Raw genomic sequence first — 22,488 nt, forward strand, 5'->3', positions numbered from 1 at the left:
AGAGGTATAGCAATGGAATTTAAGAAATTTAAGGCCTATATGCTGACTGCAGAAAAAATGTCATGCGATTATAGTCGTGGCTATAAGCATGGTTTAAGACGCTGTTATCATGGCGAAAGCTTTGGTACAGAGCAAGAGCATGATCAATATATGCAAATGGGGATCACTGATGAGTATCGCAAAGAAATTGGTGATGGTTATCGCGATGGATTTGCAGGAAAAGCACCTAAAAACCGACACGGCAATATTGGCAACACGAATGCTCAAAAAGAGTTGCCTGCAGATACACAATTGCAGTGCAGAATAAACAGCCAGTTTAAAGCGCAAATCATTAGACAGGCGAATAAAGATGGTATGAAATTAACGCCGTGGATATTGCAGACGCTTGCAAAAGCGTGCGATGAAGACACAAAATAGCATTAAGATAGGTACCCAGGCGAAGTTAAATCGTATTTCTCTGGAATAATTACCTACATTTCTGGTGAGCAAGCAAAAATTCATTATGCGCAAGCAAAGTGGCTATATGATTGGCCACTGGTCGCATGACTTCGCTCCGACCAGAGCTATACGACTTGTGTGTGTCGTAGCTTATACCAAGCGTGTCGAGCCATTGCCCCTCACCCGTGACCTTAAGCCCTAATTTAACCCTAGCTTGCTGGTATTCTTCTCTTTTCATACGCAACCCCTGAATCTGGATTTAAATTGGGGCAAAGCCCCAATCATTTAATTAACTCTCTGCACCAAATACGGTTTGCAACTGCTTTAGATTTTTGTTCACTTTCGCGCTTAATGCGCTATAAGCTTTCACCTGCTCTTGCCATATTTTGTATAAATCGATGTAAGCTTTGGCTGACTGCGGATCGGCCTTTTGACGCTTGCCGTGATCATAATATTTCGTCTCAAAGAAAAATTGCTCGCTTTCATCTTGATATAGCGTTAATTCTTTATGTTTGAGTACAACTGATAGTTCACCAGTTGGTGCGTTTAATTGCTCTCTGTGCGCATTGTATTTTTGAATCCATTCCAGTGGCCACGAGTGATAGCTATTAAGCTCGCTGGCAATCCATTCTTCTTTAGTTTCACCATCATCAATTAAGCCTTCTTTAAGCCATTGTTGATATCTCGATTCAGCCCAGTCAGTGCTCAGTCCCACTTTCCAAGAATTAGCTACATCAGCGCTATGCTCGAATGTATCAATAGCACCAATGCCGACACTTGGAGAACGAGGTTTGTTTTTTAGCAGTCTAATCAACGCAACGGTATCATCAGCCAATGCACCAATAGCCTTTTCATATTCAACGACGGTGCAGTGTCCATCATCAAAGTGATAACCAAAGCTTCTTGCATCACCGGTAAACTTATTAAGGTTCACATATTCTACTGAAACAGGGAAGAAAATTGCGTTACCTTCAACCACAGCCTTTATTTCCGCTTTGTTTAAATAACCTTCAAATTGCTTTTCCATAAAATGTCCTTAGTTTGATGTAGTAAGAAGCTACCTGCGTGGTAGTGGACATTGAGTAATTTTAAACTCTTAAATCAATTATAGTGTATATGGTACACCATTGCAAGCAAATTAAATAAGCACCTAGAACTAGGCCGTTTTTCGTCAATGATGTTGCATTTTTGCAACATTAAAAATCAGAAAATTATTTTTACCTCAATAAAAATAACCAGTTAAATCGTTTTTCAAGGCATTTTTACCGTAAATTTCCTCACCCTTCGCTTATGCTCGTAAGACGACAAAAGTCACCCCGGCATGCCTGAAAGCACTCACGGTATATCTAAAAGTAACCCCGGAGTCACTACAGCGTTTGGTTTGCAATAATCACCTACATTTCTAGCGAGCAGTAAAGCAAACCGGTTTGGGTTTGACTGCTTCTTTGATGAAAATGATCTATTTATCTGGTATATTAAAAGTGTATTAACAGGTTATAGACTTAAAGTAACTTTAAAGATGGCTTGCGAAGTGAGTGAGGGAAGCAGAAATGTCACTATTAACCGCCAAAGAATTGATAGCCCGCACCAATTTAAAAGCCGCCCAGGTACTCAGTGAGTTTGATGCTGCCAATAAAACCATAAGTAACGCGCTAAATTTGGCCTCCCAGACCTACATCGCACAAATTCCCGCGTCAGAACATGCCTATTTTACAGGGATATCTGAAAAATATTTAGGGACGGACTATGTTTACAAATTATTTAATCAAAAAACTTCGGATTTCTGTGACATCCCTGAAGGCATTCCCTGTGAAGGCATTACTGAACGCTTTAACGCATGGGTTAAATATGCTGTGCTGCTCAATAATGTTGATGTCAGTATTTTTGTTGATGTCATTGACGCTCTTGATAGAAAGGCGTTGATTTGCAAGATACAAAATGATGGGTTAAAGGGTACGGAAGCCGCGCTGTTTTACAACGAGAATGATGAAGATGGCACCTTACATATTGATATTAATAAGTGTTATGTAAGCAATCACAACCAAGCGGATTTTTTTAAAGGATGTTCGAGGCCGTGTAATAAAATCAACCTGCCTGCATTTAATGTGCGACTTAATTCTGAAACCGACCTAAGCATAGGATTGATACAAAAATCGCATAAAGCTTGGGTCAGAGGGAAAAATCGCCCTTTTTGCTTAGATACTGCGCTTGATCCATTCACCTATAAACACGATGATTTTAGGTTCAAATTGTTGCTATTGACGCCGACATTATTTGAGCATTGTGCAACTGGTGGTCGTATCGCGAAAAATCAAACAGGCACAATAACGGCTTTACTAGAAAACGCCTACAAAATAGATGACTGCACAATGACACCTGGGAACGCAAATCACAGATTGCGTGATACAAAGTACATCTCAAACTTACAGCCGGGGTACCACCAGCAGTTTCTAGAAGGCCTATTTGCCTTGAATAGCCAGATAACATCTAAAGTTCTATCGTTTACGAACAAAATAGCCGTAATTTGCATGGATCGTTTCAGAAAAATTGACTACGAATCCAATCCAATGGAAGCCATGATGTTTTTAAATGCCGCAGAAGATGTATTTTTAGACAAGTTTGACGGCACGTTATTTGGTCTACAGCTTAAAAAGTATAAAAATGAGCGTACAGAATTAAGGGAAAGCCAGAAGTTAGCGGAAACGTTGGATGAGTGTGTCAGACAATTAAATGTGACACCGATGAATGACAATGTTAATAATGATGATCGGGCGCTCTTACAGGATAATTCCCTCTGAAAAAATTATTGTATTAAATAATAGAGATTTCTGGATTGATGCACAGAAAATAATCAAAGAGAATAATATGCAAAACCCATTTACGAAATTATTTAAACAAAGGGATTTAGACCGGATAAATGCATGCTGGTGTAAAGCAGAGTATTTAGCAAAACAAAGTGTCGGTTTAGAAGCCTTTTATCAAGCCTTTGAAAAATCTATACCCGATGTTGTAGATAAACATACCGGTCAACCTAATATTGAAAAATATTACGCCGAATTTACTACGTTGAATGACGATCCATTTTTGTGTCCATTAACCGGCACTCTCAATTTAATAACCAATACAATTGCTACCTGCATAATATCCACTACCGTAATTGAACCAATTATCGAGAATTATTTAGACAAACTCATAGAACTCGAAGCAGAAAGCCTATCCTTAGACAAATTTGGTGACGTCGTTCACGACAACTGGTTAGCTGAACTTCGGGAATTTACTGAGTCTAAAGTGGGTGATGAGATATTTTCGGATTGGCTTGCTAATCAAGGTAAATTTGCTGGTTGGTATAGACAAAACAATACATATCCATTGGAAAAACTACTTTTAAACAAAAAAATGATTTTTAGAGAAGTAGTGAACATTTACAACAAGCTAAAGACTAAAAAAGGCTTAAAGGCTTGTTTGGATGAGCCAGATTCGGAAGTTGTTGCCTCAAAATCTTTTGAAACACATCCCCCGCAACAATCCCTTAAGGGAAAAGCTGTCAATAAAGAGAGCAAAAAGCATACTCACAAGACAGAGGTAAGCAAAGTGGATAATGTGCATTTTGTTATTGTGTCAGTGATCATCGTAGGGCTGTTATTTTTGTTTGCTAAAAATAATGATGATAATAAAAAATGGTCGAGTATAGAAAGAGCTGATATTTGTAGGAGTTATATTGGAAGTATCTTTGGTAGATCGGTCAATATCATCAAAGTAGAGAGAGTTGAAGGCAGTATGGTTTACGTATCGTACAAAAGACCTGATGATAACTCGACTTGGCAATATGTCTGTGAGGTTGATAGTAAAATTAAATGGGCTGGTTGGATGGATACAGATTGGGGGCGATGGCGATATGAAGATGAAGTATCGGTAAAATACGATGAAAATACAAATTCCGCAGTATTTGTATCACCTTCAACATCAAATAAAATTGTAGTTAAATTGTGATTTAAAGCTGGTGGCATATTCACAACGGAAAGAACCGGCTATAGCATACGCTCAAGGCCGGTTCTCTAATCAGTTGTTGAAAATATTGTTATTCGATGTTGTTGATGTAGGTGCCATCAGGAAGGTCAAGGACGTCCAATTTAAACATTGGTGTGCGAACCTCAAATGCCTCTTCTGAGTATTTTTCTATGCAGGTAAAACGGAACTTATCTTTATATACATGAAGACGATCATAAGTGGTGGGCTGTTCGTTTTCACTAACAAATTCCTTCGCAACACTTAAATCGTGCAATATCGAATCGGTTTCGTCAGGGTGATCACTCATTAAATCGTATGACCAAGAATAATCCCCAGACAACGCTAAAACGATGCGTTCTGCGTCGGTTTCTATCAGTAACTGACTTAACGCCTTAATTTTATCAATGGTTGCGTTGCTTAATGAGACAAATAAGCTATCAGGTGAATCACAAACACTGTCGTTGATGTTGGTAGCAGTTGAAAGGATCGTAAGCATGTTAGTACCTCGTGGTTGGTTAGCGGGTCGCAATCGCTAATAAATAAGTCACAGTCATTATAGCGCCAACGCGCAACCATGCAACTCTTATTTGATATAAATCTATACTAATATACAGCTAGATGCTGGCACTTCAATTGCGATATCTTATTAAAAAGACGGTGAAATTAGGAAACTGAAAATTATTACCGCTTATTTATTGATTTTGTATGAAAAGCATATATATTTAAATTTAACAAATTGATAGCGTTGTCAATGGTCAATTTGATTTATTGAAAATTACACAAATAACTAAGGAATGGTTATATGCAAATAATATGGGACTTTTTGGCAACGATTGGCGGCGATCTTATAGTGGTTGTGGCGATATTTGTTGCTTGCTCTATATTCTGTCTTTGTGACGCTTTCTTTAAGCACCTCTATCTTGAACACCCGTTAACATACTCCACTGATAACCCTGAATCACTCCAACATATCCGAAATACCAACGATGAAACGAACCGACAAGTTCTCGTCGGAAACATCGTGTCTGCATCATTGGCGATAGCGGGTGGGATACTGTTCTACATTGCTAATTAAGCGGATTAATTGGTTGGTGGTTTTCAAAGCTACCTCGATAAAAAAAAGCCGCAAACAATAGATTTGCGGCAAAGGGAGAGAGATTGTTAAAGCAGTTGGACGGATATGTGAGCTTTAGATACTGGCTTTACGTGACTGCATTGGCCAAAATAGCAGCCCAAAAACAGGAATAGCCCAATAACGCAGCCAATGGCCAATACATTAAGTATCGGAACAATGATGAATGGATTAATAATCAGTACCACTACTGCCATGAGCACCAGCACTTTACGCATCCAAATTGTAGAACGCAGATTTAATCGGCTGACAGTGAGCAGTGAGTAGTAAATTGGAACGAGGTAGAGTAGATGCAGAGCAAAATCTGCTGACGGGTTATCATAAAAACTGATGATATCGTTAAAACCAAATGCAGAGATTGAAACGACAATAACGGTATTAAACAATTGAGTGAATGACATAATGTGTAGCCTCGTGATTGATTAGCGGGTCGCAATCGCTAATTGATTAAGTAAGTTAATAATAGGATAAATTACGAACAAACGCAACCCTTAATTGATATATTTTAAATTATTTTATCAGTGCTGCTAGAAATGCTGCTAGAAATGAATGTCAAATTTGTTGGGCAGAAAACACGCCTGGTAGCATGCATGCCCTGGTGCAAGAAACTCACGCAGAAAACCACCAGCAGATCACCTTTCAAATACTTCTTAAGTACATTTCTATCAACATGTGTTAAAGTAACTTTAAAAGACTTTGGCAGTGTTATTTGATAGCACTCTTGATCTTCGGGCCAATACCCAGAGGTGACAACATGATTGATAACGCGATACTTGAAAAAAGCCCTATCGAGATAGACGAATTAGATTCATTAACAAAGTACGGTCAACGCAACATATTGCCTGCTTATAACAGTGTTGAAGTATTGGGCAAAACCGTTATTGAATTTTTAGACGCTTTTGCCATGAAATCGCTTTATCTGAGAAAGTTACTCGTGAAGGAACCGCTAGTGAAAGAACTTGAGCAGCGTATTGGTGCCATACAAGCTGCATCTGACGCAGCCACATTAACTTTTAGGGATATTGCGAAACCACTACTGACGTTTTTGAACCCAAATCATCCCAGCGCGAAACCGCATGAAATAACGCAAATCATGAATGCGGTCGGGATAGCGCTGACAGGCAATTATGAAAAGATTTCGTCGTTAGTATGTAACGCAAATAGCAAGCTCAGAAAGGTTTCTGATGCTCATGCAAGGATTCCGATCCTCTTAATGTTTCTGACTGACATAAAATATTCAACCATCATGACTGATTATTCGAGTATATATGAATTCATTGGTAGGGAATTAAACTACGCCATACCAGGGAAGCGAAAAGTTTATCCGGTAATATCGCTTTTTGAAGAATTTTACGATGCAAGAAATGCCCGAATTTTATACAACAGGAAGTACACGCCCGAAAGATTTGACATTGTTGCATCCAATATTGCCATGTTTGATGATTATAATTTGTTAAATACGCTTGTGCATAAAAGTTATGAGATGCGATTGATTTATTCAATGGAGAGCAGTTTTTACCACCACCAAAACACCACTCGTGAAAGCCAATATAAAAGTGATTTCAGAAAATATGTTATTAACGAAATAAAAGGTGAATACAGTCTGTTCCATGGCCGATTTCATGTGTTTGATGACATCTGGGGTGAGTCAGAAAAAGCTGTTGTTAATACTTTTCTTGATGATAAAGCGGCAATTGACATTGAACTTGCCGGAGGCGGTTGCTTTAAGCTTGTGTTCACGCAATTAGGTGAGATATATGCTACCGCAGAAACAACTACGCAATGCTATAAAGTTATTTTACGCCCCGCGAACAGGAAAAAATGTCGAGAGCTTTTCGCTTCTAGTCAAAGAAAATCGGTATTGCAAGAAGACCCTATTCACTACTCACCTATTTTTGATGATGACATTTTTATGGTTATAGCAAAAAGCGGTACGGATATCTGTGTAGACTTGATAACCCCTGAATATATTGAACTTTATGATGAAACCCGTTTTACCTATAAGCAGATAGAAACAAAATTGAAAGAGTATGACTGACTTCCTGAAAGAAAAACTTCGCGGTATCGTTTGTATCTCGGAGTTAAGATGAGGCTTTACGCGCTATTAGGTAAATAGTGTTAATTACATAATTTGTAGTTTAATATCGGATCTCGTTAATCAATAAATAATAAAGGGACTTCTGATGAAAAAGGTATTTGTTTTGAGCTTATTATTAATAGGCGGCTGCTCGTCTATGATCGGTTATAATTTCACAGCAGGAAGCAAAGAGAGTGTCGCAAAAAAGATTGTCTATAATTATGATGAATTTGAGCGTGAAGGTTGGCTAGAAACAGAAATGTACAGAGGCAGTAGCGCCCAGCCGGGTACTAATTACAAATACAGGGCATACTACACAAAAAATTCAGAACTCTCGTTTATACAAATTTACGCCAAAACTTTTAATTCTGACTGGTGCTTCATAAACAGAATAAGTGAGTTCAATGGTAATGTGTATAATTTCCATGAAATTTCAAGGGATGTTTCATCAAGTGGCTCTGTATCCGTTGTCGAGTCTTTTGCCTTAGATGTTACCAAATCCCAACTTGAACAACTTGCCCAAAATAACACCAAATTTAAAGCAATAGGTCAAAAATGCGATTCTACATTTGAAATTGATAAAAACGTTTCCAGCGCCTTTTTAGACGCTGTAAATGCAGACAACAAAAATCGTAGATAAATATTGCGTCAATAAAAAGCAATCCAAAACGTTGGCATAAACTCACAATTCGGGTTGTGTTTCTTATGCCAGTGACATCCAAAATGCCGGTTGCATCCCGTCACACTCCGCAGAGTTAAGGCCAATTACCCCGCACGACAAAATAACGCCATTTCTAGGTTTGAGGGAGCACTTTGAAACAATGCGCAACTTTTAATTGATATATTATTTTTATTGTACTATAGTGAAAACGTCCAATAAATAAACAGCTAATTGCGACCTAGCTGAAACCACGAGGTATCTAAGATGAATTTAATCACTCAAGCCGAAGCGAAATTAATCAGAAAAGAATTAACGGCACTTTTAGAGCAATATAACCAGACGAATGCACATGGGCTGACTGTTGCGCTGGGCAATGCTAGCTTCAGTGACCATCAAATCACATTCTCAACGACTGCAATCACGAAAATCGAAGGGACAGGAGATATCAAGCCATCGAAAGAAGCAGGTGATTTTCTAACCTATGCAGAATATTTGGGTTTATCTAAAGATGATTTGGGGAAACCGTTCAGCGCAAGCGGAAGAGAATTTAAACTTTGCGGTTATAAGCCTCGATCTACTAAGTACCCATTTTTGGGTCAAGATGATGAGGGTAACGTATACAAATTCACAAGCAAGGTTGTACTCAGCGCGTTTAATGCCGTTTAACAAGCTAGTTATCAACAAAGAGCGGTCTTTTGGGCTGCTCTTTTTTATTTTTGCTTTTGATTTACTTATTATGTAGTTGTTAGGTAGAAATTTATTAGTTTTTGAACTACACTTGATGAACTATTATTGTCTTTTAACAGCCAGCTTTTGTGAGTTATTATGCTGAATCGCCTACTTTTTTTAGTGATATGTGCTTTACTCCATTCTGATGCTTTTGGATTGACAAAGGCAAATGAGCCTTTTGATGTCAATTCACTGGCTGTTTTGTTAAAGCATGACAAATTCACAGTATCAAATGGATTAACTCAAAATACCGTCACCAGTGTTGTGAAAGATAAAGAGGGCTTTATTTGGATCGGTACCGCAAATGGGTTAAATCGCTATGACGGAACTGAGTTCACCCATTATTTTTCGAATACCTACAGCGGTTTGCCAAGTTCGCTTATTCGAAATTTGCTGGTGGACAGCGAAGGTCAATTGCTCATCGGCACTGATAGCGGTGTAGTCCAGTACGATGCCATAAAAGATCGTTTTCAGCCTTATCTCCCGAATTTACCCCTCTCTCAAGAGCCAACATGGTCAATGCACAGTGAGAACGGGCTAACCTATGTTGCAACTGCAGGTCAGATCTACATCATCAACGCCAAAGATAAGCAGGTTGTAGAATCCGTCAAGGATGATCGTCTAGCTGAAATTAAAAAAATACAGGTTAAAGCAAGTACCCTCTATTTTAAAAGTTATGATGGCCATTTATATCAATATCAAGACAAAGCACTGACGTTACTAGACAAAGATATTACTGACTTTGCAGTCCTAGAAAAAGGGATGCTGACGTTAAAAGCGGGTAAACTGCAATTGAATGGCAGCGTAGTGACCGATAGATATGTATCGAATATCAGTCATCTCGGTAAGGATAGACTCTTAGCGGGGAGTGTAAATTCACTTTATTTAGTCACATTAACAGATAAGGTGACATTTACGCTCATCGGGGATACACGTTTTAAGATGAATGAGATGGCCACCAGCTTTTTCTACTACAAAGATTATGAATTGTTTTTCTCCGACTATGCAGGTGGCGTTGAATACATCAACAACACAGCCAATCTTATTCAAACGCTGAATCTTGATCTAAAAGTTTGGTCCATTGCGCAAAATAATGACTCGGTATTTGTTGCAACGCATACGGGAACCACCAGCTATACAACCGACTTTACGCATCCTGTTGAACTCACATCAACTATTGGTTTTAAAACGCTAGCGGCAACGAATGACAGCCTATTTATTGGTAATAATAGCGGTTTGGTTCAATTAATACTGGATACAGGCGAGCAAAGAAGGCTATCGCAACAGGGTATTATCAGTCTAACCATAGGTGAGAATGATGAATTAATCGCTGGCACAGTCAAAGGTCAGGTACTGCGCTTTGATCATGACGGGGTGCTAACGGATACGATAGATACACAAATGGACTATCCCATCTTCAGTATAAAATCCATGGGTAACAAGGTGTTTATTGGATCGCAAAAAGGGCTGTTTGTGTATGAAAATGACCGTAAAGCATTAACTGAATTATTTAGCAGTGAATTTGTAACGGCGGTGAACAACGATGATAAGTACGTGTATTTTGGTACGCAGTCTACGTTGTATCGCATCGAACCTGAAACCATGCAAATTAAAAATATGCTGAGTGTTGGCAAAATTATTAATGCGATTGAGGTAATAGACAATGAATTAGTGATTGCATCGAGCAACGAAATCAATGTTATCGATAAAACGACAAACAAACGCACGAAATACACAAAACAAAATGGGGCGTTAGAAGATTATAGTCCGTCTGCGACAGCGCAAGTGGATGGTGATCGCATCATTTTTGGTGGTGAATATGGTCTATCCGTCTACAAGACTGCCAATAAGTTGAATGCGAGAGATTCTTCGGACGAGCTCTCAGTTAGCATTAAAAACCTATATGTGTTCAATGAAAAAATCTCCCTGCCCTCACCCATTTTGACCAAGCCAATTCGATTCGAAAAGCTAATAACACTCAATCATTCTGATTACCCATTCACTTTTGAATATGGGATTATCGGTAAGCAGTCGCAGTGGTTTGATTATTTCTACCGTCTAGAGGGCATCGATAATGGATATTTAACCAACAAAAACAGCTATAGTGCGACATATACAAGCGTGCCGCATGGTGATTACCATTTTCATGTTTACGCTGTGAATAAGAAAACGGGGGTAAAAACCAAAGATACCCTTATCACTGTACGCATACTTCCTCCCTGGTGGCTATCGGATAAGGCTAAATTCATTTACGCAATTGTGCTGTTGATTGTCAGCTTATTGATATCAAAAGCGCTGCAAAAGCGCAGGCAAATACAATTGCAAATCAAACAAAGTGAAGAAAGATTGAAGCTTGCCCTTTGGGGGAGTGGAGATGAACTGTGGGATTGGGATATAGAAAGCGGTGAAATATATCGCTCAAACGTTTGGAAAAACCTCGAATTTCCGCAGGATGGAAACCGCGCAGGCCAATCCTGCGAAGAAAGTAATATTCACCCACATGATGTTAAGCGTGTAAAAAAAGCGCTTGAGAGATGCTTAAACGGTACAACTGAGCATTTCGAGTCGGCCTATCGAGTCAAAACTAAAGATGGTCAATGGTTATGGATACATGATCGCGCCAAGGTGGTTGAGCGAAGCAGCTTGAATGCGCCATTGCGTATGACAGGTACAATCAAAAATATCAGTCGATTTAAGACCAATGAAGAGCGGTTAAAGTTAATTGCGCGTGCGCTTGCGAACATTTCTGAAGGGGTATTTATTCTTTCGCAAGATTTTCGTTTTGTTGAAGTGAATGAAGCTTGCTGCAAAATATCACAGACACATAAAAACCAGTTCATCGGAGAACCCTTCATTTTGACGCGCTATCCTGCATCGTATTCCGAGCAACTTAAGCAGGCGCTCAATTCACAGGGACAGTGGATAGGAGAAGTGGAAGCGGTGAAAGGTGACGGCTCCCTATTTCAAATGGAGCTCACCATCGATGCTATCCATAGCGATCAAGGCGAAATTAGTCATTTTGTCGGGGTTTTCTCAGATATTACACTCAGAAAGCAACAAGAAGATGAGCTACGTAAATTAACAAATAACGACATATTAACCGGTTTGCCGAACCGCTCTAGCTTGCAGGTGACAATTAACCATATTGTCAAAAATCAGATTAATCATACCTTGATGATCCTCGATATCGACAAATTCAAGCGGATCAATGACTCTCTTGGCCACAAAGTTGGCGATTTACTGCTGGTGGATGTAGCCCAGCGATTCCAGACCGTATTACCCAAAAATGCCGTGTTGTATCGTTTAGGGGGTGATGAATTTGCTGTCTTGGTGGATAACCATCAGGATGTGAGCAAAAGTGCCGTAATTGCATCAGCATTGATTAATTCACTCGATACGGCCTTTGCAGTCAATGGCGAATCCATGGTGTTAACCGTGAGTATTGGCATAGTGCTATTCCCTGATGACGAACAATCAGAACAAGGCCTAATGAAAAAGGCCGATATCGCCATGTACCATGCTAAAACGGCGGGAGGTGGCAGGTACCAGTTTTATTCGGAGTCGATCAATCAAAACGCCATAATCCAATTAGATATCGAAAACATGATCCGTGATGCCATCAAGAATGATTATTTTGAAGTGTATTACCAACCTAAAATTGATATCCGCAAGGAACGGATTGTCGGCATGGAAGCGTTAGTTCGACTCAATCATCCAGAAAAAGGGTTAATCCCGCCCGATCAATTCATCCCGATGGCTGAAGACACAGGTTTAATACTCGAAATTGGCGAAACGGTGCTCAAAAAAGCCTGCTTTGCTGCTCAACATTGGATTAAGGAAGGGTTATTTGAAGGCCGAGTGGCAGTGAATATTTCATCACGCCAGTTCAGCCAGCCAGATTTAATAGAGCGGATAAACGCAATATTACGTTTAACGCAGCTTTCTGTAGATAATCTAGAGCTAGAAATCACCGAAAGCACTGTCATTAAAAACCCAGAATACGCCATTAAAATCATGAAAAAACTGGCAAGAAGCGGTATACATCTCGCCCTTGATGATTTCGGTACGGGATACTCATCTCTGGCGTATTTAAAGTTATTTCCAATCAATACGCTCAAAATTGATAAATCCTTCGTTCAAGATATCGATTTGGCTGAACGAGATTTACAAATGGTCAATTCCATTGTCACCATTGCACATAATCTTGGCCTTTCTGTGGTCGCGGAAGGAGTTGAGACATACACGCAACACAATATGCTTAAAGCGATTGGCTGTGAGCAGGTACAAGGCTATTTCTTTAGTAAACCCGTGACACAATCTGAATTCACAGACATTCTTAAATCAGAATTAAGCAAAGGAAAAATAAACGAAAAATCTGTGGCGGTGTAGTGTGAGATAACGAAGATCCAGATTAATTCATATTTAATCGCAACTCTTAATTGATATATTTATAATGCTCAGTTATACTCAATATGTTCATTAAGACAATCAAGCTGAATGCGACCCAGCTTAGCGAGGCATCTATGAATCAACAACAAATAAAAGAATTAACCCGAAACCCTAATGCACTACTCAGATTTCATATGTACGGGGAATTGCCCCGTTGCACCAATACGCCAGCCACCCCACTTCGCGACTTAATAGAAATTATCCCCAAAAGACTGTGGCGTGAATTTGCGGGTATCACACTGAGCCCAGAATTAGGATTTAAATCGAAAGCAACGTTTCACAGCCTAACCCAGTTGTACCAGTGGTTAGGCGGCAATAAGACCCTCATTGGTAATCAAACGCTTCCCTACATGACTTGGCGTGCTACTCAATTTAGACGCCAATTAACACTTGAAGATTTGTTGGCACATTGCACTAAATCGCCTTCTCAACAGGTGTTATCACTTTATAACTTAAACAAAGGAGCACGCCACAATGAGCACAATTAATCTCGACATTGACCAAGCGCAAACGCTTAATGCCTATTGTGAAAACGTCCAAGCGTTAATTAATCTTATGTATGCCAATGCTGAAATTAATGATGGCTTTTGCAAACAAGCTTTTATTGATGATCGGACACCCTACCAAGCAGCAACTGACTGGTTCACTGACGAACCTATTTCATTCGCAATTGAAGAGCATTTTTCGAAGATGTTTAATTTGCTCGATATCGATATCGAAGGTTATCAAGATATCCGAAGAGCCGTATTTAGCCGCAACATTAAAGATGGCCAAATGTTCAACGTTTATCATGGCCAATCAAGCAAAAGCGGTGCGATTTGGAAAACAGACTTGATAACATCACTGAAAATCTTTACAGAAGAAGAGTGAACGCGATTATTAAGCTCAATTAAGACCTTTTACGATATTGATTGTAAAGGTTTTTATTTGACGAAAAGCAATAAATGAGATTCGCCATGAAATTAAGCCATAAAGAAATTAAAACCCACCTAGCGCTAGTAGACAACAGCGGCACAGACAACACAGTGCTAGCACTAGCACTAGAGCTTGCCCGAAACATCGACCCCGACTACGAGTGGGGTGAGGTGCATATCGACCATAAAGAAAAGGCGGCGATAGTAGAAGCTATAGAGGTGGCTCAAGGATACCCAACAGTTGAACGGCTGTTGTGGTTGGTCGAGTCGGCCAACTTGCTGGCGAAAATCGAGTCGCCTGCGTGGTATGGGGTCAAGCGTGGCCTCGTGGAAATGGTCTACGATCTGGACCCTGCCGCTATCACCAAAGATAAGCAGTCGTGGGGCTACGATTGCTATTCGTTGTACCACAAAGCTGTGGGGGTCATTTCAATCCATGACCCACACGGCGAGTTGTCCCACTTGGATGTGGGCGCATCGGCGTTCACATGGTCAGGCGTAAGACGCCAATCTTGGGCATTACAATCCCTAATGTGTGACCGCACCAAAAAAGCAGTCGCGTACCTCAGTGCGCCGCATAAACAATGCACTCGCGCTGACGAAATCATAGCGCGATTCGCCTAGCAATAGCCCCGCAAGGGGCTGTTTCATTAAGTACATTCTAACCAGTGTACTTAATGAAGCATGTGCTTCAAAGCCCGCTCAACAAAGAGCAATAAAGCTGAACCCACAGTGTTACAGCACTGTGGGTTCGGTAGTCATAATTCTTAAAAGGAGAATCCAAATGACTAATTCATCGTATCAGCTTCAGAGCTAAACGCAAGTGATCTCAAGAGAGTTGAGTTAATATCGCTGCTATGCGGCAGTGATCGAGTCCAGACAACTCACAAATGGTGTTCACATGTTGGCAAATCCACGCTTTATTAAGCGAGGCCCAGTCAGTGACTTGGTATTGACCATTTTTCTTAGCGCCAACAAACGAAATTTGTACGTTCATGTCTGCTAAAGATAAGATCAGTTTTTGGATGCTACGATTTGGCCACCCCGTCATTTGCATTAACTTAGGCACTGTATTAACGCCATGTTCGATAAGGTAGGCCACCAGCAATCGCCTGTTAAACCGCATGCTTGCATTATTAATGGGATATCTTACTTGCACTCAATTATCCTTTTTGATTATCAGAGGGCTATCTATTAAAAAGGCACCACTATAGGGTTAACCCTAACAACAGATTTGAAGTATATCCCAATTTATTTAACTGTACTGGCATTCTCATTTACTGCATTTTTTCTCTTTTTCAAGGCTGAAAAATACAGAAGAACGATGCCGAACTGATTGCATTAATGACCTGAATGTTGCCCAGTGCGGATGTTGGTCCTATTGGGCATTAACAATTAAAGAGATCAAAAAGTCAGACTTAAAGTAACTTTAAATCTGTTACCGGATGTGAAATTGTTGATGTGTCTTAAAATAGTTACTTTGGAATTGGTGTTCTGCGTTAACCAGTGCTGTTTCGAGTTCTAGCAATAGCGCTTCATCGACCAAAGGGATTTCACACAGAATGCCTTCCTCTTTTATCGCAGATCCCAAGCTTTGATAGTTAGCATCGCCTAGCACGCCACGCTCGACAGACCAAATGCTGCATTGATATGGGTACATTTCTCTATTGGTTTTTTGATTTGGCGTGATCGCTTTATACAAATCACCGCATAATACGACCAAAAAACCATTTTCAGCGTAAATATCAGTAAAACGCTTCAGGGTGGCGCCATTATTAACCGCCTCAAATTTGTTAAGCAAATAGGCACGCAATTGCGAGTTTGGATCATGCTCAAAAAAGGGATAATAGCTGGCTAGTTCACGATTGACGGCATCCTCGCCGTATTCCTTTGCGATGGTGCGCACATTGCGAATTAAAGCTTTGACGAGCATTCTGCTATTGTTTTGATGCGTTTTAAAGATGCTGGCGATTTGATTGTGAACTGACATGATAGTGACTCCGAAGCGTTATTCTTACGCTGGTAGCCAATCCACCAGCGATTAAGCAAGACAATTAGCAATGGGTAAATTTCACGCCTTGGTGGTCGTTTAATACCGTATCGGATTGCAAACAGTCATACACAAAGAGATTCGTCACAGTGCAGTTAATCCAACTGTTGTGTAGTCTTTGCCAAGCACCAATGTATTGACCGGCGCACTTTTTCTTTTGTGCGGTTGATTTTGCTTTATGCACATTCGCAATATAGGCCTGCTCATGCTCAACAGACGCTTTATCAAGAATTAATTGTGATAATTTGGATTGGTGTTCTGCATCAAGATGGGTAAAGTATGCCATATTAACCTCGTGCATTATCTGGGTCGCAATCAGATAGTTATTTTGAAACTGGGTTTATTATAGTATCAATTAAGAGTTGTGGCAAGCCGTTTTTTGACGATAAAATCATCGATTTTAAGCGTGCAAATGAAGGGAAAATAGGCGCAACTGGGCAGGCTTTACGCGCTATTAGGTAACGTTAATCCATATTATACGTTTTCAGCATCAGTCAAATGTTGTTGTTTGAGTCGCGCTGATTCTTTCTTATGAAATAAGGCACGCAATTGCGGAAGCTTGCCATTTTTGATGATGGCTTTATAAAGTTTTGGCTTGTTAAACCGAAAGTCATCTATGTCCTCTGATCCAATAAAAGCAAAGCTAATTTCTGTCAGTTGAGCGGCAGAAAAAGATTCTTTCCAAAAACCGTCGCTAAAAACAGAATCAATTAATTTTTGCTCATGCAACGTGAAGGGTTTCTCATCATTGTTTATACACTTCAAGCCAGCTTCTGCATAACACTCATCAAGCCTGTTGTGCTCTTTTAAATACCGTAATGCATTGGGAAATCTTTGCGAAAACTCGTCGCGAGTTAGGCACTGTTTTGCTAAATAGACACATTCATCATACGTAACAATAACTGCATCAGCAGGTAAGTTTGCTTCATCCATGCATTCATCAAGTCGATCTTTTAACATCAGAAATTCGACTTCATTTGGGTATTGGGTTACAAATTCGCTGCGTGAATCGCATTCCTTTGCCAATTGGAGACACTTTTTATAGGAGTACACGACACGTTTGAGCCCGGCTTCAATAAAACATTTAACCCGCAGTTCGTGTTCGTTTAAAAATTTTAAATGACTTGAATGTTTTCGAGAAAACTCAGTGCAAGAATTGCATTGCTTTGCTAACTCGACGCAGTATTCAAAGGTTAATGATGCTGGTGGGACTGAGTTATAAGTCTTCTGTAATCCTGCTTCTGCATAACATTGTTCCAATTTGTTATGTCTATATAAGTATGAAATCGCGCCGGTGTATTTCTTTCGAAACTCAGAACGAGTTTGACACTGCTTTGCTAACTCGACACAGGATTTAAAGGTGTATAATGCGAGTTTTCCGTTAAGCTTACCATGGACTAAACCAGCCTCGGCAAAGCACTCATCACGGCGATTGATCCTGCGTAAAAATAATGATGCGCCATAATGTTTTCTTGCGAACTCACCACGGGACTTGCACTGTTTGGCCAATCCGACGCAAACTTCATAGCTAAATTTTGACTCGCTTTGTTTTAAACCAGCCTCGTTAAAGCAATCTTCAAGCCTGTTCTGTCTTCTCAACTCTTTTGATGCGTAAGCGTGTTTCTTGTAAAACTCACCACGAGACTTGCACTGTTTGGCCAATCCGACGCAAACTTCATAGCTTAATTTAGACTTGTATTTACTCAGGCCTGCTTCATTAAAAAATTCTTCTAATCTGTTGTTTTTAATTAAAAATCTAGATGCACCACAATGTTTTTTGTTAAACTCAGCACGAGTAGCGCATTGCTTTGCTAACTCAAGGCAAACTTCATAGCTGTATTTAGATTTGTATTTACTCAGGCCTGCTTCATTAAAACATTCTTCTAATCTATTGTTTTTAGTTAAAAATCCAGATGCACCACAATGTTTTTTGTTAAACTCAGCACGAGACTCGCACTGTTTGGCCAATCCGACGCAAACTTCATAGCTAAATTTTGACTCGCTTTGTTTTAAACCAGCCTCGTTAAAGCAATCTTCAAGCCTGTTCTGTCTTCTCAACTCTTTTGATGCGTAAGCGTGTTTTTTGTTAAACTCAGCGCGAGTAGCGCATTGCTTTGCTAACTCAAGGCAAACGTCATAGCTGTATTTAGAAGTGTATTTACGCAGGCCTGCTTCATTAAAACATTCATCTAATCTATTGTTTTTAATCAAAAATATATATGCACCACAATGTTTTTTGTAAAACTCAGTACGAGTTGCACAGTGCTTTGCTAGCTCAACGCATTTCTCGTAACTGAATTTAGACTGGTATTTACCTAGACCAGCCTCAACAAAACAATCTTCAAGTCTTTTTTGCCTCATTAAAAATACTGCTGCGCTGCCATATTTCTTGTGAAACTCACTACGAGATTGACACTGTTTGGCCAATCCGACGCAACCTTCATAGCTGTATTTAGACTTGTTTATACTTAGACCAGCTTGAATAAAACACTCTTCAAGTCGATTCTCTCTACTTAAAAATTCTGCTGCGCCGCCATATTTCTTAATAAACGCAGTGCGATTCGCGCATTGCTTTGCTAACTTGACGCAAATCTCATAGGTGTATTTTGAGGTCTTTTTTTGCTTGTTATCACCTAAACCCGCCTCATTAAAGCAATCTTCAGCTCTTTTTTCTTGATACAAGAATGCTGCTGCGCTGCCATATTTCTTGTTAAACTCAGAACGAGTCGCGCATTGCTTTGCTAACTCGACGCAAATCTCAAAGGTGTATATGGTGGGGTCTTTTCTACGAATACCAGGCACTAAACCAGCTTCGTTAAAGCATTTTTCAATCAGATTGTTATTGCGTAAGTATGTTAATGCACCACCATTCTTTTTCGAAAACTCTGCGCGAGTTGCGCAGTGCTTTGCTAGCTCAACGCATTTCTCGTAACTGTATTTAGACTTGTATCTACCTAGACCAGCCTCGTCAAAGCAATCGTCAAGCCTTTTCTCTCTGTTCAAAAATGATGATGCGATGGGATATTTCTTGTGAAACTCAGTACGAGATTGGCACTGTTTGGCTAACTCGACACAAGATGCAAAGGTGTATGATGAGGGATCAGCTTTACGAACACGACGCGCTAACCCAGCCTCTTTGTAGCACTCTTGAAGTCTGTTGATTTTACGTAAAAATCCAAATGCGCCGCCATGTTTTCTACTAAACTCAACACGAGTTGTGCATTGTTTCGCTAACGCGACACAAGACTCATAGGTGTGTTTTGACTTGTATACCGGTAAACAAGCCGCATTAAAACACTCTTCAAGTCTTTTTTTCTTGTTTAAAAATGCTGATGCGCTGGGATATTTCTTGTGAAACTCAGTACGAGATTGGCACTGTTTCGCTAACTCGACACAAGATGCAAAAGTGTATGTGATGTTACCATACTGGCTTTTTAGGCCTGCTTCGTTAAAGCAATCTTGGTGTCTGTTAATTTTGCGTAAGAATGCCAATGCGCCACGATGTTTTTTGTTAAACTCATCACGAGTAGCGCATTGCTTTGCTAGCTCAACGCAAGTTTCGTAACTGTATTTAGAATTGAATTTACTTAGACCAGCCTCATCAAAGCAATCGTCAAGCCTTTTCTCTCTAATCAAAAATGCTGATGCGTTGTGATATTTCTTGTGAAACTCAGTACGAGATTGGCACTGTTTAGCTAACTCGACACAATCCTCAAAAGTATACGTGGTGTTATCGTATTTATGTTCTAGACCTGCTTGTTTATAGCACTCTTGGAGTCTTTTATTTTTGCGTAAGTATACCAATGCGCCATGATGTTTTTTATGAAACTCAGAACGTGATTGGCACTGTTTGGCTAGTTCGACGCAACGCTCAAAAGAAAGCGGTATACGCTCTCTTTTCTTCCCTTTTATCTCTCTGCTTTTACTGGGTCCAATATCGGGCGTTTCAATAGCGGGTGTTTCAATAGCGGGTGTTTCAATAGCGGGTGTTTCAATAGCAGGTGTTTCAATAGCGGGTGCTTCTTTGCGGTAGGGTACTTTATTATCGATGACGGCATAACACTGTTGAAGCCAGTAGTTTTCCTTAGCTGCATCATAGTAAATTTTGTATTTGTTAAACTCAATTCTATCACTGCAAAACTCAGCAAATAACAAACAGTCAGAGAGTGTAATTTGTTGCATAAGGCAGTCCACCAGCAAAATAAATAGAAATTAGCCATAAATAATATTCATATAGTATCAATTAATTGTCGGAATATCTTGCAAAAATTTATCTTTTCTATTGGCTTAAACATATCAATTAAGAGTTGCATTGTAATAAATTCACCCTTATACTGTTTATATCAATTAAATGTTGGGGCTGAAAATGTTAAACGCGATGTCGATGAATGAAAGTGAGCTGTCGATGCACCAGCATCATGAACATGCTTTAGCTTGTGTTCCGCAGCAGATTGCTGGATTGAGTGTGTTTAAAAATCCCGATGCCCAATCTATTTCAAATCTCATCACATCCTATCAAACAGATGTAAAGCGTATCGAAACGATGTTAGCAGTGCTCAAGTCATCGGATGCCGTATTTGCGCTTAATTATCTTCAGTCAGGTCCACGAAATTGGGTAAGAACGTCCCTATCGAGTATTGATGAAGCCTTGAAAGGGTTAAGTGCCGATTATTGGAAAAAGGCGCTGGATTTGACAGATGTATTAGATCATATGACCGCAGAATCCCGCATTCAATGGCAGGAAAATATTGCTGGATGGGAAGTCCCATTATTTGAGCAAGAAACGGTCATTACAACTATTTTAGATTTGCTCACCAACCGCGATAAATTCCTTGCGCAAAAAGTCGAGGGCATATTTAAATCATTATCAAAGGTCCATGTCACTAACTCACCATCGGGCTTTACCCAGCGATTTATTATTGAAAACATTTTAAGCTCAACATACCGCAAAGAAGCGATTGACGATTTAAGGCAGCTTATCGCTAAATTTATGGGTCGTGAAATTTCAAGAATGCGAGACATGAACACTGGTTCAATCATAGAAAACGCTTGGAAAAATGACACGGGTAAATGGCTTGAGATGGATGGTGGCGCCCTAAAGTTTAAAGTGTTTAAAAAGCAAACCATTCACATTGAGATCCATCCAGATATCGCATGGCGATTAAATGAAATTCTCGCAGTGTTACACCCACACGCCATTCCTCAAGAGTTCAAAACGCGCAAAGCTGGCAAGAAAATTAAGGATTTTCAATTGACACAGCACTTGCTGAGCAATGACTTGCTGAACATGGTAGCCAGCCTTGTTCCAACAAGGATTTGGGATAAAACAGGGTATGAGCCGCGTGTCACTGGCTGCAAAGAAAACAGTGTGTCTACACGTTACTACAATGACAACAACGCGCAGGTAAAGGAATTAGATAGTTTTTTAGCGAGCTGCGGTGCAGTACGTATTAACAAGTTTTCACAAGAATGGCAGTTTGAGTACGATTTTCTGTCAATTCGTGACGAAATTGTGCGAGTGGGTAAAGCGCCAGAACACATCTCACATCAGTATTTTCCAACGCCGACTGACTTAGCGCTTGAGGTATTAGAGCGATTGGAGATTGTAAGCACAGATACCATCTTGGAGCCGTCAGCAGGCCAAGCCGGTCTTGCTAAGCATCTTAAGGGCTGTGGTAAGTCTGTTACCTGTGTAGAAGTATCAAAGCTTAATTCGTTAGTGCTTGAAGCCATCGGCTTTGATGCGGTTGTTAATCAAGACTTCATTCAATATGCCAACAACGCACCCAAATTCGACAAGATAGCCATGAACCCGCCATTTAGTGCTGGGCGAGCAAAATTACACGTTGAAACGGCGATGGAATTGCTCAGTAAAACGGGCGCTAAGCTGGTGGCCATCGTCCCGCCAACACTGAAAAACAAACTGAATGCTGATGGTTACGATATTTCGTGGTCTGCAACACTGCATAATCGATTCGAAAATACCGGTGTGACTGTTTGCATCGTTGAAATTACCAAGTTATAGGGGAT

19 protein-coding genes are annotated in these 22,488 nt (G+C 40.0%); 12 read left to right on the forward strand and 7 right to left on the reverse strand.

The genetic code is table 11. The annotated features are described in order from the left end of the window. Nucleotides 1–12 precede the first annotated feature (12 nt). Entirely contained in the window at nucleotides 13–417 is a 405-nt protein-coding gene (locus HBH39_RS19300) for a hypothetical protein (RefSeq protein ID WP_167680452.1), read from the forward strand. Nucleotides 418–727: 310 nt separating this feature from the next. Here the strand turns inward: HBH39_RS19300 and HBH39_RS19305 are convergent, their stop codons facing one another. Further along, the gene (locus tag HBH39_RS19305) at nucleotides 728–1,465 is read right to left on the reverse strand and encodes a hypothetical protein (RefSeq protein WP_167680453.1); all 738 of its coding nucleotides are present in this window, start codon (nucleotides 1,463–1,465) and stop codon (nucleotides 728–730) included. 523 nt (nucleotides 1,466–1,988) lie between these two features. On the opposite strand from HBH39_RS19305, the gene HBH39_RS19310 reads away from it, so the two are divergent. Both HBH39_RS19310 and HBH39_RS19315 read left to right on the forward strand, forming a co-directional pair. Next, entirely contained in the window at nucleotides 1,989–3,236 is a 1,248-nt protein-coding gene (locus HBH39_RS19310) for a hypothetical protein (protein WP_167680454.1), read from the forward strand. Nucleotides 3,237–3,303: 67 nt separating this feature from the next. Continuing rightward, complete coding sequence (locus HBH39_RS19315) at nucleotides 3,304–4,428, forward strand: hypothetical protein (protein WP_167680455.1); 1,125 nt, start codon at nucleotides 3,304–3,306, stop codon at nucleotides 4,426–4,428. An 88-nt stretch (nucleotides 4,429–4,516) separates the two neighbouring features. On the opposite strand, the gene HBH39_RS19320 is transcribed toward HBH39_RS19315, so the two are convergent. After that, on the reverse strand, nucleotides 4,517–4,942 hold the full coding sequence (locus HBH39_RS19320; RefSeq protein ID WP_167680456.1) for a hypothetical protein: 426 nt from the start codon (nucleotides 4,940–4,942) through the stop codon (nucleotides 4,517–4,519). A gap of 306 nt (nucleotides 4,943–5,248) precedes the next feature. Here HBH39_RS19320 and HBH39_RS19325 point away from each other — a divergent pair, with 306 nt between their 5' ends. Continuing rightward, on the forward strand, nucleotides 5,249–5,521 hold the full coding sequence (locus tag HBH39_RS19325; RefSeq protein WP_167680457.1) for a hypothetical protein: 273 nt from the start codon (nucleotides 5,249–5,251) through the stop codon (nucleotides 5,519–5,521). Nucleotides 5,522–5,607: 86 nt separating this feature from the next. Here the strand turns inward: HBH39_RS19325 and HBH39_RS19330 are convergent, their stop codons facing one another. Beyond that, nucleotides 5,608–5,979, reverse strand: a complete 372-nt coding sequence (locus tag HBH39_RS19330) for a hypothetical protein (protein ID WP_167680458.1) — start codon at nucleotides 5,977–5,979, stop codon at nucleotides 5,608–5,610. 353 nt (nucleotides 5,980–6,332) lie between these two features. On the opposite strand from HBH39_RS19330, the gene HBH39_RS19335 reads away from it, so the two are divergent. From HBH39_RS19335 to HBH39_RS19365, 7 genes are all read left to right on the forward strand, one after another. After that, the gene (locus HBH39_RS19335; RefSeq protein ID WP_167680459.1) at nucleotides 6,333–7,616 is read left to right on the forward strand and encodes a hypothetical protein; all 1,284 of its coding nucleotides are present in this window, start codon (nucleotides 6,333–6,335) and stop codon (nucleotides 7,614–7,616) included. 145 nt (nucleotides 7,617–7,761) lie between these two features. After that, the gene (locus tag HBH39_RS19340; protein ID WP_167680460.1) at nucleotides 7,762–8,295 is read left to right on the forward strand and encodes a hypothetical protein; all 534 of its coding nucleotides are present in this window, start codon (nucleotides 7,762–7,764) and stop codon (nucleotides 8,293–8,295) included. Between the two features lie 285 nt (nucleotides 8,296–8,580). Further along, the gene (locus HBH39_RS19345) at nucleotides 8,581–8,982 is read left to right on the forward strand and encodes a hypothetical protein (protein WP_167680461.1); all 402 of its coding nucleotides are present in this window, start codon (nucleotides 8,581–8,583) and stop codon (nucleotides 8,980–8,982) included. A gap of 159 nt (nucleotides 8,983–9,141) precedes the next feature. Beyond that, nucleotides 9,142–13,434 carry an EAL domain-containing protein gene (locus HBH39_RS19350; RefSeq protein ID WP_167680462.1) on the forward strand — a complete coding sequence of 1,431 codons (4,293 nt, stop codon included), beginning with the start codon at nucleotides 9,142–9,144 and terminating at the stop codon, nucleotides 13,432–13,434. A gap of 134 nt (nucleotides 13,435–13,568) precedes the next feature. Beyond that, nucleotides 13,569–13,982, forward strand: a complete 414-nt coding sequence (locus tag HBH39_RS19355) for a hypothetical protein (RefSeq protein ID WP_167680463.1) — start codon at nucleotides 13,569–13,571, stop codon at nucleotides 13,980–13,982. Continuing rightward, nucleotides 13,969–14,364, forward strand: a complete 396-nt coding sequence (locus HBH39_RS19360; RefSeq protein ID WP_167680464.1) for a hypothetical protein — start codon at nucleotides 13,969–13,971, stop codon at nucleotides 14,362–14,364. Before HBH39_RS19355 ends, HBH39_RS19360 begins: the two co-directional genes overlap by 14 nt. A gap of 86 nt (nucleotides 14,365–14,450) precedes the next feature. Further along, nucleotides 14,451–15,032: a hypothetical protein gene (locus HBH39_RS19365; RefSeq protein WP_167680465.1), complete on the forward strand. Its 582-nt coding sequence runs from the start codon at nucleotides 14,451–14,453 to the stop codon at nucleotides 15,030–15,032. 205 nt (nucleotides 15,033–15,237) lie between these two features. Here HBH39_RS19365 and HBH39_RS19370 read toward each other — a convergent pair whose 3' ends face one another. The 4 genes from HBH39_RS19370 to HBH39_RS19385 form a co-directional block, all read right to left on the reverse strand. Beyond that, the gene (locus HBH39_RS19370; RefSeq protein WP_244325825.1) at nucleotides 15,238–15,567 is read right to left on the reverse strand and encodes a helix-turn-helix domain-containing protein; all 330 of its coding nucleotides are present in this window, start codon (nucleotides 15,565–15,567) and stop codon (nucleotides 15,238–15,240) included. A gap of 279 nt (nucleotides 15,568–15,846) precedes the next feature. After that, nucleotides 15,847–16,398 (reverse strand): hypothetical protein, encoded by a 552-nt coding sequence (locus HBH39_RS19375; protein ID WP_167680466.1) that lies wholly within the window; start codon nucleotides 16,396–16,398, stop codon nucleotides 15,847–15,849. Nucleotides 16,399–16,462: 64 nt separating this feature from the next. After that, a complete protein-coding gene (locus tag HBH39_RS19380) occupies nucleotides 16,463–16,744 on the reverse strand; it encodes a hypothetical protein (protein ID WP_167680467.1) in 282 nt (93 codons plus the stop codon). Nucleotides 16,745–16,932: 188 nt separating this feature from the next. Then, on the reverse strand, nucleotides 16,933–20,640 hold the full coding sequence (locus HBH39_RS19385) for a hypothetical protein (protein WP_167680314.1): 3,708 nt from the start codon (nucleotides 20,638–20,640) through the stop codon (nucleotides 16,933–16,935). A 184-nt stretch (nucleotides 20,641–20,824) separates the two neighbouring features. Here HBH39_RS19385 and HBH39_RS19390 point away from each other — a divergent pair, with 184 nt between their 5' ends. Further along, a complete protein-coding gene (locus HBH39_RS19390) occupies nucleotides 20,825–22,483 on the forward strand; it encodes a DUF4942 domain-containing protein (RefSeq protein WP_167680468.1) in 1,659 nt (552 codons plus the stop codon). Nucleotides 22,484–22,488: the final 5 nt, after the last annotated feature.

This window comes from Shewanella aestuarii, assembly GCF_011765625.1.
GTDB lineage: Bacteria > Pseudomonadota > Gammaproteobacteria > Enterobacterales > Shewanellaceae > Shewanella > Shewanella aestuarii_A.